13 protein-coding genes are annotated in these 14336 nt (G+C 67.3%); 5 read left to right on the forward strand and 8 right to left on the reverse strand.

What is annotated here, in order from left to right; all coding sequences use genetic code 11:
- Positions 1 to 20 precede the first annotated feature (20 nt).
- Positions 21 to 725, reverse strand: a complete 705-nt coding sequence (locus tag AC0KS4_RS23190) for a helix-turn-helix transcriptional regulator (protein ID WP_238957071.1) — start codon at positions 723 to 725, stop codon at positions 21 to 23.
- Between the two features lie 284 nt (positions 726 to 1009).
- Here AC0KS4_RS23190 and AC0KS4_RS23195 point away from each other — a divergent pair, with 284 nt between their 5' ends.
- Positions 1010 to 1330, forward strand: coding sequence for a hypothetical protein (locus tag AC0KS4_RS23195; RefSeq protein WP_238957072.1), 321 nt, complete (start codon positions 1010 to 1012; stop codon positions 1328 to 1330).
- Positions 1331 to 1346: 16 nt separating this feature from the next.
- Entirely contained in the window at positions 1347 to 1622 is a 276-nt protein-coding gene (locus tag AC0KS4_RS23200) for a UsfY protein (RefSeq protein ID WP_238957073.1), read from the forward strand.
- 48 nt (positions 1623 to 1670) lie between these two features.
- Here the strand turns inward: AC0KS4_RS23200 and AC0KS4_RS23205 are convergent, their stop codons facing one another.
- On the reverse strand, positions 1671 to 2144 hold the full coding sequence (locus AC0KS4_RS23205) for a DUF309 domain-containing protein (RefSeq protein WP_238957074.1): 474 nt from the start codon (positions 2142 to 2144) through the stop codon (positions 1671 to 1673).
- Between the two features lie 53 nt (positions 2145 to 2197).
- Complete coding sequence (locus AC0KS4_RS23210; protein WP_238957075.1) at positions 2198 to 3844, reverse strand: acetolactate synthase large subunit; 1647 nt, start codon at positions 3842 to 3844, stop codon at positions 2198 to 2200.
- 81 nt (positions 3845 to 3925) lie between these two features.
- On the opposite strand from AC0KS4_RS23210, the gene AC0KS4_RS23215 reads away from it, so the two are divergent.
- Positions 3926 to 5302: an NADP-dependent succinic semialdehyde dehydrogenase gene (locus AC0KS4_RS23215; protein ID WP_238957076.1), complete on the forward strand. Its 1377-nt coding sequence runs from the start codon at positions 3926 to 3928 to the stop codon at positions 5300 to 5302.
- A gap of 96 nt (positions 5303 to 5398) precedes the next feature.
- Here the strand turns inward: AC0KS4_RS23215 and AC0KS4_RS23220 are convergent, their stop codons facing one another.
- From AC0KS4_RS23220 to AC0KS4_RS23240, 5 genes are all read right to left on the reverse strand, one after another.
- Positions 5399 to 6334: a R2-like ligand-binding oxidase gene (locus tag AC0KS4_RS23220; protein ID WP_238957077.1), complete on the reverse strand. Its 936-nt coding sequence runs from the start codon at positions 6332 to 6334 to the stop codon at positions 5399 to 5401.
- On the reverse strand, positions 6331 to 7026 hold the full coding sequence (locus AC0KS4_RS23225) for a TetR/AcrR family transcriptional regulator (RefSeq protein WP_238957409.1): 696 nt from the start codon (positions 7024 to 7026) through the stop codon (positions 6331 to 6333). The genes AC0KS4_RS23220 and AC0KS4_RS23225 overlap by 4 nt, the downstream gene beginning before the upstream one ends.
- A gap of 65 nt (positions 7027 to 7091) precedes the next feature.
- A complete protein-coding gene (locus tag AC0KS4_RS23230; RefSeq protein WP_238957078.1) occupies positions 7092 to 8801 on the reverse strand; it encodes an acyl-CoA dehydrogenase in 1710 nt (569 codons plus the stop codon).
- A gap of 104 nt (positions 8802 to 8905) precedes the next feature.
- Positions 8906 to 10765, reverse strand: coding sequence for a glycoside hydrolase family 15 protein (locus tag AC0KS4_RS23235; protein ID WP_225329822.1), 1860 nt, complete (start codon positions 10763 to 10765; stop codon positions 8906 to 8908).
- Positions 10762 to 11697: a DUF5996 family protein gene (locus AC0KS4_RS23240; protein WP_238957079.1), complete on the reverse strand. Its 936-nt coding sequence runs from the start codon at positions 11695 to 11697 to the stop codon at positions 10762 to 10764. The genes AC0KS4_RS23235 and AC0KS4_RS23240 overlap by 4 nt, the downstream gene beginning before the upstream one ends.
- A 171-nt stretch (positions 11698 to 11868) precedes the next feature.
- Between AC0KS4_RS23240 and AC0KS4_RS23245 the strand changes: the two genes are divergently transcribed.
- Together AC0KS4_RS23245 and AC0KS4_RS23250 are read left to right on the forward strand one after the other, a co-directional pair.
- On the forward strand, positions 11869 to 12849 hold the full coding sequence (locus AC0KS4_RS23245; protein WP_238957080.1) for a phosphotriesterase family protein: 981 nt from the start codon (positions 11869 to 11871) through the stop codon (positions 12847 to 12849).
- Positions 12842 to 14323: an AMP-binding protein gene (locus tag AC0KS4_RS23250; protein ID WP_238957081.1), complete on the forward strand. Its 1482-nt coding sequence runs from the start codon at positions 12842 to 12844 to the stop codon at positions 14321 to 14323. Before AC0KS4_RS23245 ends, AC0KS4_RS23250 begins: the two co-directional genes overlap by 8 nt.
- The last annotated feature ends 13 nt before the right edge of the window (positions 14324 to 14336 follow it).

The raw sequence follows: 14336 nt of genomic DNA on the forward strand, positions 1-14336 counted from the left end.
GCGCTCCGCGGCGCCGTGAGCTAGTCAGCGCTTGGCGCGACCACGACACAACACCGGCCCGGGGTCGGTTGCAGCCGCGCATCCAGGCAATGCGGGGTCATCGCGTCCACCATCCCGTTGATCAGCGCGTGATTCATGCCGCAGGCCAATTCGGTCTGTTCCTGAGCCAGCGCATGGAATGGGCAGTTGACCAGATACACGCCGTCGTCGTCGTGACCCGGTTCATAGCCATACTCTCGCAACAACCGTGCCACAAACTTGAGCGCCGCGCGCACGCCGGCCGGCGGCCGTCGGGCAGCGCTGAGCGCGCGATCCGCGATGCTGCGGCCGTAGTCGTGGGCGTTGCGGTGCAACACCTCCACGACGGGCGCCCCGCTCTGCTGGGATTGGACGATGGCCTGACCCATCAGCCGCCCGGCCAACTCGTACTGACGTTGCGGCAAACTGACGGCGATGTCGCGGCGGACACGTCGATACAGCTTCGAGGTGCGCCCCGCTCCGGGGCCAGTCCGGCCCGTCAACCGGGCGTAGTCACATTCCAGCAGACCCTCGGCCGTCAGCCGGTCCAGATGAAACTTCGCCTGATGCCGGGCAATTCCCACCACTTCGGCCGCCTGATCACGGCTCACCGGTCCGGGTTGCGAACACACAAACTGATACAGCTCGTAGCGCACCGGGTCGGCGAGGGCGCCGATCCCGGCGGCATCGCGTTGCAGTTGGTCCATCGCGCCTACTTCTCGATCACAACAGCCTTGACGTTACAGCCAATGGTTTCTAAAGTTTAATTACTTATCTGTTAGTTTTCAGGAGCCGCCATGGTCACCTTGCCCACCAGCGCCGCCCGCATCAAACACTGTGACGATCAGGCTACCCGCGCGCATCGCCGGCCACGATGCGATATCGCCCTAGGAAAGCCTTCGGTGTCGTGAAGCACTTCGTGCTCCGAACCGCCGCGCGGTCGGCCACGTGGACAGTCGGTTTGGCGTTGGCGGCCAAAACTGTTCCCCACGTGGTGCTGACGGCATCGGGCCTCATCGTCGCCGTCGTGTTTTTCTCGATCGCGCAGTCCACCCTGTCGGTGAAGATCTTGAAACTGCCTCGTGGATATGCGTCGCTGCTGCTGGGATGCACGGGCCTGACCCTGACCCTGTGCGCGATGAGCCTTGCATCGGTGTCGACGCACGGACTGCGCATCTACGGCGGCGCGTCCTGGCTCGCCGCGACGGTCATGGTCTGGCTCGTGACGACGATCGGCGCGATCCTGCTGTTCGACGTCTACCTTCCGCGTGATATCGGCTCCCCCAAAGCCGCCGAGTCACTAGGGAATTGACCGACGAAAGGGAGCCATGGGAGACACACACCACGATCCGACGGATCGACACCGGACCGCACATCCTCGCGCCGGGCTCACCATGAAAGACAACTTCTTTTGGCCCGGGTTCATGCTGCTGGGCGTGGCATTGTCCGGCATTATCGCGAGCTTGGCGGTCGCCGCCTACCACCATTACGAATGGCTCACCACGATGGCGATCATCGCGCTACTCGCCACCGTCGCCGCAACCTTGTGGTTCGTGGTGGAACTTCGGCGGGTCACCCTCTTGGAGGATCAACAAGACTGGTAATGGGGACGCGCTACCGCGGGCACCAATCCTGTTGGAATAGTGGGTATTTCAAATCACCAGGCGGGGCCGCAGCCGCGCCGGGGCGATATCTACCCCGGCGGCAAGGTCGGCGATCAGCGCGTCGGCGAAGTCCACCAGCCCGGCGGCATCAATGGCGTGCGGCGCCGGCCGATCCCCCTGCGCAAGATGGGCGGAGGCGCGGCTAAGCAACGTGGTTGCACCCTTGCGGTTGCCCCGCTGGGCGTGGGTGATCCCCACCGCGAGCTGCGTCAGGCCTTGCCACAGTGCCTGCTCGTCGGCCGGACCGTTCTTCCAGGCGGCCTCGAGCACCTCGTGAGCGTTGAATGCGAGGCCTCGGTCCAGTAGATCCTGGGCATAGGCGAGCGTCTCGGCCGGCGCCAGCACCAGGTCGTCCGGAACGCGCGGCACGCCGTCGCTGCCCGGCGGAAGTGGCCGGCCCAGGGCGTCGCGCGGTCGGGCGCTTCGTGGCCGACCCGATTCGTCGCGATCACGCTCGGTCATCTATCCATCATCTCAAGCGGCTCGGCGGTCCGATCGCGCAATGGTTTTGAGGATTACAGGGTTTCGTCCAGCTCGCCGAGCCGGTCGGTCAGCCGCAGGTTCTCCGAGTAGTCGACCGGGCAGCTGATCAACGAGACGCCCTCGTCGTCGAGCGCGGCGCGCAACGTCGGCAGCAGCTCGTCGGCATGAGAGATCCGATATCCCTTGGCGCCGAAGCTTTCCGCGTAATTCACCACGTCCGGGTTGTTGAATTTCACGTAGTAGTGCGCCCCGAGTTCGAGATCCATCTTCCATTCGATGAGGCCGTACCCGCCGTCCTCCCAGATCAGCACCACCAGCGGTATCCGCTCCCGGACGGCCGTCTCGATCTCCTGCGAGTTCATCAAGAAGGCGCCATCGCCGACGACGGCCAACACCTTGGACTCCGGCTGTGCCAGCTTGACACCCAGCGCCCCCGGGAGGGCGAAGCTCATGGTGGACAAGCCATTCGAGATCAGGCAGGTGTTCTTCTCGTACGTCGGGTAGAGCCGGGCCATCCACATCTTGGTGGCGCCGGTGTCGACCAGGACGACGTCGCTGCGGCCCAGCGCCGCGCGGGTGTCGGCGACCACCCGCGCCGGCGCCAGCGGGTAGCGCGAATCCTGTTGCCCCCGGGCGAATTCCTCCGCGAGCAGCCCCGACCCGGGCACGTCGGCGGCATGGCTGAAGGTGTGACCGGAGAGCGCGTCGGTGAGCGCGTTCAGCGAATCGCTGATGTCCCCGATGATCCCCACGTCGACCGAGTAGTGCGCGTCGACCTCGGCGGGGAACCGGTGAATGTGGATGATCTTCTTGTCGCCCTGCGGGTTGATCCGGACCGGGTCGAATTCCTGCAACTCGTAGCCGACGGCGATGACGACGTCGGCGTTGTCGAACCCGAAGTTGACGTAGTCGTGCCGCATGAAGCCCAGCGTGCCGATGCTGTTGTGGTGGTCGTCGGGCATGACGCCCTTGCCGTGGAAGGTGTTGGCCACCTGGATGCCGAACTCGTCGGAGAAGCGCACCAGGGCTTTGGTGGCGTCGGCGCGCGCGGCGCCGTGCCCGGCCAGCACCACCGGGCGCTTGGCGTTGCGCAGGATTGCGACGGCGCGCTCCACCTGGCGGGGCGCCGGAGCGTCGGGGCGCACGACGTTGCGCGGCAACGGCCCCAGGTCGTAATCCTTCTCGTCGGCGTCGATGTGCTCGGGCACCGCGAGATAGACGGCGGCCGGACGTTCGGACTCGGACAGCTTGAACGCCTTACGCACCATCTCGGGGATGGCGCGCGGGGTCGGGATGCCCGCCGCCCACCGGGTGATCGGGGCGAACATCGACACCAGGTCGACGTACTGGTGCGACTCCTTGAACTCCCGGTCGTGGCCCACCTGCGCGGAGATGGCGACCAGCGGGGTGCTGTTGGTGGTGGCGTCGGCGACACCGAGCTGCATGTTGATCGCGCCGGGCCCCAGGGTGGCCGACACCACCGCCGCCCGGCCGGTGACCCGCCCGTACATCTCGGCCATGAAGGACGCGGCCTGCTCGTGCCGGGTGAGCACGTAGCGGATGCTGGAGGACGCCAGCGCCTGCACGAAGCGGATGTTCTCCTCGCCGGGCACCCCGAACACAACGGAAACACCCTCGTTTTCCAGGCACTTGACGATCAGCTCAGCGGCTTTGCTCATCCGACACCTCCCTTAGGGGAACGATAGTGGCAGGCTAGATGTTGGACTTTTCAGCTACTCATCCGATGAAGGAGGGCCAGCGTGCCCATCGCCACCATTAACCCGGCCACCGGCGAGACGGTGAAGACCTTCACCCCGGCCACCGACCAAGAAGTCGATGCCGCGATCGCCCGTGCCTACGAACGCTTCCTCGACTACCGCCACAACACCACGTTTGCCCAGCGCGCCGGGTGGGCAAACGCCACCGCCGACCTGCTGGAAGCCGAAGCCGACGAAGTCGCCGCCATGATGACGCTGGAGATGGGTAAAACCCTGAAATCGGCCAAGGCCGAGGTGTTGAAGTGCGCCAAGGGGTTTCGCTACTACGCCGAGCACGCCGAGCAGCTGCTCGCCGACGAGCCGGCCGACGCCGAGGCGGTGGGCGCGAAGAAGGCCTACATCCGTTATCAACCGCTCGGCGTGGTGCTGGCCGTGATGCCGTGGAACTTCCCGCTCTGGCAGGCCGTGCGGTTCGCCGCGCCGGCGCTGATGGCCGGCAACGTCGGGATCCTCAAGCACGCCTCCAACGTCCCGCAGAGCGCGCTGTACCTTTCCGACGTCATCACCCGCGGCGGCTTCCCCGAGGGCTGCTTCCAGACCCTGTTGGTCTCCTCCAGCGCCGTCGAGCGCATCCTGCGCGATCCGCGCGTCGCGGCGGCCACCCTGACCGGTAGCGAGCCGGCCGGCCAGTCGGTGGCGGCCATCGCCGGCGACGAGATCAAACCGACGGTGCTCGAGCTCGGCGGCAGCGACCCGTTCATCGTGATGCCCTCGGCGGACCTGGACGAGGCCGCCAAGACCGCGGTCACCGCCCGGGTGCAGAACAACGGCCAATCCTGCATCGCCGCAAAGCGGTTCATCGTCCACACCGACATCTACGACAAGTTCGTCGACAAGTTCACCGAGCGCATGCAGTCGCTCACCGTCGGCGACCCGACCGACCCCGACACCGACGTGGGCCCGCTGGCCACCGAGTCCGGCCGCGACGAGATCGCCAAGCAGGTCGACGACGCCGCCGCCGCGGGCGCCACCATCCGCCTCGGCGGCAAGCCCATCGACCGGCCGGGCTGGTTCTACCCGCCGACGGTGGTCACCGACATCACCAAGGACATGGCCCTCTACACCGAGGAGGTGTTCGGCCCCGTCGCGTCGATGTATCGGGCGGCCGACATCGACGAGGCCATCGAGATCGCCAACGCCACCACGTTCGGCCTGGGATCCAACGCCTGGACCAACGACGAGGCCGAGCAGCAGCGCTTCATCGACGACATCGAGGCCGGCCAGGTCTTCATCAACGGGATGACGGTGTCCTACCCCGAGCTGGGGTTCGGCGGCGTCAAACGGTCCGGCTACGGACGCGAGCTCGCGGGCCTGGGCATCCGCGCGTTCGTCAACGCCAAGACCGTCTGGGTCGGCTAGGCGAGGCCCGGACGCCGCTGGCTTGCCGAGCAGACGCAGAATCGCACATACTCGGCCTTCGGCCTGCGATTCTGCGTCTGCTCGCGCAGGCGAGTACTAGACACTGGCCAGCAGCTTCTCGTCCTCGTCGGCGAACGTGTCCTCGAGCTGCAGCGGCGAGTAGTCCAGGTCGATCTCGGCGAGCGGCCGGCCGCGGGCGCTGGAGATGGTGCCGAACCGTCGCATCCCCTTGTCGGAGGCGTAGGCCATGAACTCGTCGACCGACAGGCCGAAGGGCATCGGGTCGTAGAGCGCGAAGCCCTCCTCGATCAGCCGCAGCCCGAGCGGCATCAGTTCGTTCATGCGCGTTTCGAAGACGCCCCAGTTGGCGTCGTCGGCGGCCACGTGGCGACGGCAGGTGAAGGTGCCCCACGCCATGTGGCGGCGCTCGTCGTCGCCGATGCGCCGCACCAGCTCCTGCATGCCGGGCAGGATGCCGCGCTCCACGCAGATCTTGTGCCAGCCGAAGTAGCCGGTCAGCGCCAGCATGCCTTCGACCATGTGGTTGTAGGTGACCGACGCCCGCACCTGGGCGGCCGGCGACGGATCGAGCGTCAGCGCGTTCAGGCACTCGGGCAGCTCTTCGTAGAAGATCGTCCGGTAGGTCGGGACGTCGTCGAGGAAGTAGTGCAGGTCCTCGGTGACGCCGACGGCGTCGAGCCACATGCGGAACACCGCGACGTGCTTGGCTTCCTCGAAGGCGAACTGCGTCAGATACATCTCGTCGCCCAGCCGGCCTTCGGCGCGCATCGCGGCCATGAACGGCTGGATGTCCTGGGTCACCGATTCCTCGCCGGCGATGAACTCGGCGCACAGCCGGGTCGCATAGCTGCGTTCGTCGTCGGTGAGCCGTTCCCAGTCCTCGCGGTCGCGGGAGAAGTCGATGTCGGCCGGATTCCAGAATTTCGCGTTGCCTCCCGCAAACAGCTTGAGCGGCAAGCTATCCCAGTTGAGGCCGCCCTCGGCCATCGAGGCGATTCGGGTGCGATTCATGTGACCTCCTCAGATCGTTTTGGGGCGGAGCCGACCGGCGGGGTTTTTGGCGCGGCCGCGAACGCGGGCGCCAGCACCGCGACGAGACGGCGCACCGCCAGCGCCGGCTGCTCGGGGGTGGGCTCGTCGAGGCCGAGGATCGGATCCAACCCGCGCATGTAGGGCGCCAGCGCCAGGTGCGGAAAGATCAACAGCAAGAACGACAACAGCGCGTCGGTGTCCGACTCGGCGCGCAGGTCGCCGCGTACGTGCGCGTCGCGGACCAGCGGGCGCATCACTTCCAGGTAGTGGCGGTGGATGACGTTCTGCACGCTGACGCGGGCCTCGGTGTCGACTTCCAGGGTCGCCGCGGCGTGCAGCGCGCGCTCGTGCGGGTGGTCGGCGAAGTAGGCCACCCAGGCGTCGAGCCAGTCGGTCAGGAACTCGAAGAACGGCCGGCTCGGGTCTAGTTCGCGGATGCGGCCTTCCATGTAGGCCCGCACCCGCTGGCTGGCGATGTCGGCGATGAACGCGTACAGGTCGCGCTTGTCGGCGAAGTACTGGAAAAGGCTGCCCTTGGCGACCCCCGCGCGGCGCGCGATGACGTTGAGGCTGCCGCGGGAGAAGCCGTGCGCCCCGAATTCCGCCTCCGCGGCCTCGATGATCGCGGCGCGTCGAGCCGGGTCGACGCGCGCCCAGGTGACCGTCGGCAATGGCGCCTCCTCGATCGAATGACCACTGGTCATCCTACTGTGAGGAACGTCACAGTCAAGGGGGGCTAGGGGCGCATCCGGTAGGCGCCGCTGAGCGGAAGGACGTGCTCCTTCCAAATCTGGTCGTAGCGCGCGGGGTCGTGCACCGGGCGGCGGATCATCCGCAGCGCGTAGCGCGCCTGCGCGTCCGTCGTCGCGGGCTTGTCGCTCAGCTCCACGGCGTAGGCGTTGAAGTCGCGGACCAGCACGGCGAAGATCTCGTCGAGCAGTCCCTCGTCGACGCCCGACAGCCCGGCCTCCTCGAGGATGAGCTGCGCGTAGGGCACCGTGGCGAACAATTGGCCGACGGCGAACGCGAAGTCGATGTCCTTCTGCTGCAAAGCATCCGGGGTGGCGCTGGCCAGCATCTCGGCCATTACGTCGATCTGTGCGCGCAGCAGCGCGACGTTGGGCAGGTGACCGAAGCTCTCGAACGGCGCGCGCCAGTCGTGGAAGCGCACCTTGCCCAGGCCGCCGGTCGCCCCCTGCGCGAACAGGAAGGTGTCGTCGGCCGCGTCGTCGCGGCGGCCGATCAACGGCAGCGCGTCGTTGGGGGCGAACAGGAAGTTGGGCATGAACTTGCCCAGCAGCCCGATGTTGATGTGGACGGTGCCCTCCAGCCGGGGCAGCAGGCCGATCTCGCGGGCCATGGCCTCGAAGATGGTGTCCTTCTCCACGCCCTTGGCGGCGATCACGTCCCACAGCGCGGTGATGACGCGCTCGCCCTCGCTGGTGATCTTCGCCTTGGTCAGCGGGCTGTAGAGCAGGTAGCGGCGGTCGGTGGCCGAGGCGCTGCGCATGTAGTCGCAGGCCCGGGTGGCGACCAGCCGCATCGCGACCAGCCGCGCGTAGGCGTCGGTGAGCAGCCGCCGCACGTGGGTGAAGTCGGTGACGACGGTGCCGTACAGGATGCGGTTGGACGCGTGGGTGACCGCCTCGTACATCGCGTGGGTACACATGCCGACCGCGCCCCAGCCGAGGTTGTACTTGCAGACGTTGACGGTGTTCAGCGCGGCGTGGAAGGCCTCGGGGCCGCGGTGCAGGATGTCGGCCTCGGCAACCGGGTAGTCGCGCAGCGCGTAGTTGGCGACGTAGTTCTGCGAGTTCACCACGTTCTTGATCAGGTGATAGCGCTCGTGCTGGGAGTCGGCGGCGAAGAACACGTACTCGGCGTCGTTCTTCGACGCGCCGGCGAACTTGCCGAACGTGGAGACCATCCGGGCCACGTTGGCGTTGCCGATGTAGTACTTCTCCCCATTGGCGACCCAGCCCCCGTCCGAGGGCGTCAGGTTCATGTCGGTCTGGTAGACGTCGGCGCCGTGCGTCTGCTCCGACAAGCCGAACGCGAACACCTCACCGGCCTCGAGCAACCCGGCGGCCTTGCGCTTGGCGTCGGAGTTGGCGCTCATCCAGATCGGGCCCAGGCCCAGCGCGGTGACCTGGAACGGGTACCAGTAGTTCAGCCCGTAGAAGCCGACGATCTCGGCGAACGCACTGATCCGGTAGGTGTCCCAGCGGCAATCGGGGGCGCCGTAGGCCGACGGCGTCAGCAGCGACGCGAAGATGCGCTCCCGGCCGATGTGATCCAAATACTCGGAGTACCAGACCCGTTCGTGGTCGTCGGACTTCAACCGGGCCTTGCCCCGGGACTCGAAGAAATCCACCGTCGCCGCCATGATCTCTGCCGAGCGGCGGTCCGGGTACTGGCGTTGCAGGTGATTGGGATTGAGCAACATGGCGGGACTCCCAGCGGTTCTCGACGCAGACGAGGGTGACGGTACTGCAAACCCGCGGCCGCCGGGGGACTTGTGCGCCTGCCCGCGCCCGAGCCGGCGGGCCCTCACGCCTCAGGGGGTGTTGAAGCCGCCGTTTCCGCCTGGGCGATGTCCCAGGCCGCGTTCACCAACCCGATATGACTGAACGCCTGCGGGAAGTTGCCCAGCAACTCGCCGCTGGCGGGATCGACCTCTTCGGCAAGCAGCCCGACGTCATTGCGAAAGCCCGCGGCACGCTCGAATACCTCACGCGCCCGGTCGATTTGGCCCGCGGCCGCCAAGGCCTGCGCCAACCAGAATGTGCACAGCAGAAAGGTGCCTTCACGCCCGGTGAGACCGTCGGCGTTGGTGTCAAGGTCGGTGCGGTAGCGGTAGACCAAGCCGCGGGAGTCGGTGAGCCGGTCGGCGATGGTGTCGATGGTGGCCAGTACGCGCGGGTCGTCCGCGGGGAGGAAACCGACCAGCGGAATCATCAGCGCCGAAGCGTCGAGGCGGTCGCTGCCGAACGCTTGGGTAAACGAATTGACGTCGTCGCTCCACCCTCGAGCGAGGATCTGCTCGCGGATCTCGTCGGCGGTCTTTTGCCAGCCCTCCACCCGGTCGCCGGCACGGAGGCGCTCGGCCATGGCGATGGCCCGGTCGAGCGCGACCCAGCACATCAGCTTGGAATAGAGGAAGTGTTGCGGAGAGCCACGCACCTCCCAGATCCCCGAATCGGGTTCTGTCCATCGCCGCGCCGCGGCGTCGGCGCAGGCGATGAGGAAGTCCCGCCCGCTGGTGGCCCGCGGGCTGTCCGGATCGAGCTGCTCGATGAGCCGGTGCGCCGCGCCGAGCAGCTCGCCATAGACGTCGATTTGCCGTTGTTTCCACGCGTCGTTGCCCACTCGCACCGGGCGGCTGTCGCGCCAGCCGCTGAGATGACCGAGCTCGCGTTCGGACAGGTCGTGTTCGCCGCCGACGCCGAACATGATCTGCAATTGTTCGTCCGCACGTAGTTGCCCTGCAGAGCTGACCGCGAGGTAGTCGAAGAACTCCTCCGCTTCGTCGGGACAGGCGGCTACCCACAGTGCCTCCAGAGTGAGGCTGGCATCGCGGACCCAGGCATAGCGGTAATCCCAGTTGCGTTGCCCCCCAACCTCTTCCGGAAGTGAGGTGGTCGGCGCGGCCACGACCGCCCAGGTCGGCTGATAGGTCAGCGCCTGCAGGACCCGTCCACTGTGGTGCACGAGGTCGCTCCACGGCCCGTCGTAGCTCTGGTGGGTCTGCGACCACGACCGCCACGCGTCGATCGTCGCCTCGAGCGCCCCCTCGAGGTCGCCCGCCGAGACGGGTTCCGGGAGCGGCTCAGAGGTGGTGCGGTGCAGGAGGCCGAGGGCGGTCCGCTCACCTTCATGCAGCAGGAACCGTCCGGACACAGCCGAGTCGGCGGCGTCGAGCGGCGTCGGGCAGCACAGGCGCAGGACGTCGGCGCCGCCGCGCACCATGACCCCGCCCTCGGCCGACGACATCAGCGGCGTGACCACTCCGTACTCCGGGCGCGGCGCGAACTCGACGGCCACCTCGACCTCGCCCGCCGTGCAGACCAAGGAGCGCACCAGCATTCGGGGCGCCGCGGCGCCTAGTCGATGGGGGTCGCTCGCGGCGCCGGTCGCCAGGGCATCGCGCAGCACCAGAGTGCCGCCGGCAGTGGTGAAAGTCGTCTCCAACACCATCGTGGTGTCCAGGTAGCGACGGCTGGTCTCGGCGTTCGGGTCGGCCGGCCCCACCACGAAACACCCGGCGTCATCGTCGAGCAGTCGCCCGAACACCGATGGTGAGTCAAACCGCGGCATGCACAGCCAGTCGACCGATCCGCCGCGACTGACCAGCGCGGCGGTATGACGATCCGAGAGCAGCGCATAGTCCGCGATCGGCGTGGTGCTCACGGGCTCTGCCACCGGTCGGGATCGCCCTCCAAGGCACCGCGATCCCAGCGGCCGAGGTCCGCGGCGGCCGCGTAAGTCGTTTGCAGGAACCGCAGTAAATCACCGTCGGGGTCCTCGGCAGTGCGCACCGCCTCGTAGGGCAAGACGAATTCTCCGTGGTCTTCACTGAAGTGCGCCGCCGCAGGCGCGATCGGGTAATCGGCGAAGCCGTCCGGTTGCGGGTAGGCGTAGGAATAGAAGGCGCCTTCCTCGCCGCCGCCGGGCCAGAAGCCACAGCTGCTCAACTCGTGTGAATAACCCTCGACCATCACCCAGTCGCCGCAGTTGGGTGCGCCGCCGGGGTGTTTGGGTGCCGGCCTCCCGGAAAATCGGGTGCATGCCAGATCCATTGCCCCCCAAAAGAAATGCACAGGGCTCACCTTGCCGACGAACGACGCGCGGAACTGACTGATCACCCGGTTCGCCTGCAGGAGCTGCTGCCAGAACCGACGCGCGGCGTCGGGGTCATAGGATGCGTGCTGATAGTCGTCGGCGAACCGGATGGCCGGATCCACCTCGTTGGGGCTGGCGTTGATGCGTGTCGCGACCCCCAAATCGTCCAAGGCCGACATGGTTTCGTCGTAGAACTCCGCCACCGGTTTGGCCGTCAACGGCACGGATCCTTGCCGCCCGTCGCTGTGACGGATCCGCAGCACGCTGTCGATGACGTCGAATTCCATATCGAACACCCCGGTTTCGTGGGGTATCGCGCCCGTGGTCAATCCACGCGGGCTCACGTACAGCGTTACCTGCCACCAGTGGTTGACCATCGGCATGCGGACCATGCGGATCTTGCCGACGATCTGCGTCCACATGTGCAGCGTTTCGCGGGTTGGCGTCCAGTCGTCGACCCGTAGCGACGGCCATCGATCGGTCCCGGTCGCGGCGTCCATGTCGGCTCCTCTCGTAAACGGCTCAGTCCGCGGGTACCCGCCGCGGCGGCCCCGCTACCAGAACGGGAGACGCGCCATACCCACTGGTACGGCCCGGTGTACGAAAGATGCGCAAACGTAACGTCCTCGAACTCGTCGAATTCGGGTCGCTGGAGCTCTAGCATCGGATGCGTGTCGCGACTGAATACCGCACGTGGATCGATCGATACCGGCGACCTGGGCGTCACGCTCATGCATGAGCACGTCTTCATCATGACCACCGAGATCGCCGAGAACTATCCCGAAGCCTGGGGTGACGAGGAACGGCGGGTGGCCGACGCCATCGACAGGCTCAACGAGCTCAAGTCCCGCGGCGTGGACACCATCGTCGACCTCACCGTGATCGGCCTGGGCCGCTACATCCCGCGGATCGCCCGGGTCGCGGCGGCGACCGAGCTGAATATCGTTGTGGCGACCGGGCTTTACACCTACAACGACGTGCCCTTCCGGTTCCACTACGAGGGCCCGGGCGGGATGCTGGGCGGCCCCGAGATCATGACCGAGATGTTCGTCCGCGACATCGAGCAGGGTATCGCCGACACCGGCATCAAGGCCGGAATCCTCAAGTGCGCCACCGACGAGCCCGGCATCACCCCCGGCGTCGAGCGGGTGCTGCGCGCCGTCGCCCAGGCGCACAAACGGACCGGGGTGCCGATCTCCACGCACACCCATGCCGGCCTGCGGCGCGGCCTCGAGCAGCAACGCATCTTCGAGGAGGAGGGCGTCGACCTGACCCGGGTGGTCATCGGGCATTCCGGCGACAGCACCGACATCGGCTACCTCGAAGAGCTCATCGCCGCCGGATCGTATTTGGGCATGGACCGGTTCGGCCTCGACCTGATCTCGCCGTTCGAGGAGCGGGTCAGGATCGTGGCGGAAATGTGCGAGCGCGGGCACGCCGACAGGATGGTGCTCTCCCACGACGCCAACTGCTACTTCGACGCGCTCCCCGAAGAGCTGGTGCCGCAGATGGCCCCGAACTGGCATTACCTGCACATCCACAACGACGTCATCCCCGCGCTCAAGGAGCGCGGCGTCACCGACGAGCAGCTGCACACCATGCTGGTCGACAACCCGCGCCGCATCTTCGAGCGTCAGGGCGGTTATGAGTGAGCCGGTCCCGCCGATCGGCACCCAGATTTCGCAGCTTGCCCAACTCGCTCCCGACGAGCCGGCCGTCACCTGCGACGGCCTGACCCTGACCCGCGCCGAGCTCGACCGCTCGACGAATCGGTTGGCCCGGGCCTACGCCGAGCGCGGCGTGGGTATCGGCGACTACGTGACCATGGTGCTGCCGAACTCGGTCGAGTGGATCCAGGCCGCCGTGGCCTGCTGGAAGCTGGGCGCGGTCCCGCAGCCGCTGTCCGCGCGCCTGCCGGCCGCCGAGTTGGCGGGCCTGCTCGAATTGCGGCCGCCGGCCCTGTTGGTCGGGCGTGAGCATCACGAATTCCCTAGCGTTCCAATCGGTTTCACCCCCGACGACACGTTGTCGGACGGCCCGCTGCCAAAAGCGGTGTCACCGGTGTGGAAGGCGATGGGATCCGGGGGCAGCACCGGGCGCCCCAAGCTGATCGAATCCGGCGGCGACAGCCGCATACCCCCGCTGATCGGCTATCCGCTGGGCGCGCAGGAGGGCGACACCACGTTGGTGCCGGTGCCGCTGAGCCACAACACCGGCTTCACCACCGCCACCATCGCGCTGCTGATGCGCCATCACCTGGTGCTGATGAGCCGGTTCGACCCGGTTCAGTTCCTCCGGCTGATCACCGATCACCGCGTCACGTTCCTGACGACGGTGCCGACGATCATGCAGCGGACGCTGCCGGTCTATCACGCCGACCCCGGCTCGTATGACCTCTCGTCGCTGCGGCGGTTCTGGCACCTGGGGGCGCCGTGCCCGCCGGCCATCAAGCAGGCGTGGATCGACCTGCTGGGCGCGGAAAAGGTCTGGGAACTTTACGGCGGCACCGAATTACAAGCGCTGACCTTCATCTCCGGCGACCAGTGGCTGGCGCATCGCGGTTCGGTGGGCGTGGTGGTCGCCGGGGAGATGAAGGTGCTCGACGACGACGGCAACCCGTGCCCGCCCGGCGTGGTCGGCGAAATCTACATGCGGTCCGGGCCCGACAGCGCGCCCACCTACCGCTACGTCGGCGCGACGGCGAAAAGCCGCGACGGCTGGGACTCGCTGGGCGACCTCGGCTACTTCGACGACGACGGCTTCCTGTACCTGTCGGACCGGCGGGTCGACATGTTCACCGTCGGCGGCCGCAACGTCTACCCCGCCGAGATCGAGAACGCGCTGTCGGCGCACCCGGACGTGTTGTCCTGTCTGGTCGTCGGCGTCCCGCACGGGGATCTGGGCCAGGTGCCCTACGCCCTGGTGCACACGGCCGGCGGCGCCGCACTGGATTCCGCTGGCGTGCAGGCGTTCCTGCGCGAACACCTGGCCGCTTACAAGGTGCCGCCCGCCCCCGACTTCGTCGAATTCGTCGACACCCCGCTGCGCGACGACGCCGGCAAGGCCCGCCGGTCGGCGGTGCGGGCCCAGATCATGCAGCGGTTGGAGACCGCCGAGGCCGGCTGACCCGCCACCGTTC

The organism is Mycobacterium sp. NTMscope_MAC_12, from assembly GCF_976985675.1.

Bases quoted from the DNA above. Each gene is read 5' to 3' on its own strand.
- AC0KS4_RS23210 (WP_238957075.1), bottom strand. From the start codon at position 3,844: ATGAGCAAAGCCGCTGAGCTGATCGTCAAGTGCCTGGAAAACGAGGGT.
- AC0KS4_RS23205 (WP_238957074.1), bottom strand. From the start codon at position 2,144: ATGACCGAGCGTGATCGCGACGAATCGGGTCGGCCACGAAGCGCCCGA.
- AC0KS4_RS23250 (WP_238957081.1), top strand. From the start codon at position 12,842: ATGAGTGAGCCGGTCCCGCCGATCGGCACCCAGATTTCGCAGCTTGCC.
- AC0KS4_RS23200 (WP_238957073.1), top strand. From the start codon at position 1,347: ATGGGAGACACACACCACGATCCGACGGATCGACACCGGACCGCACAT.
- AC0KS4_RS23220 (WP_238957077.1), bottom strand. From the start codon at position 6,334: ATGAATCGCACCCGAATCGCCTCGATGGCCGAGGGCGGCCTCAACTGG.
- AC0KS4_RS23230 (WP_238957078.1), bottom strand. From the start codon at position 8,801: ATGTTGCTCAATCCCAATCACCTGCAACGCCAGTACCCGGACCGCCGC.
- AC0KS4_RS23190 (WP_238957071.1), bottom strand. From the start codon at position 725: ATGGACCAACTGCAACGCGATGCCGCCGGGATCGGCGCCCTCGCCGAC.
- AC0KS4_RS23240 (WP_238957079.1), bottom strand. From the start codon at position 11,697: ATGGACGCCGCGACCGGGACCGATCGATGGCCGTCGCTACGGGTCGAC.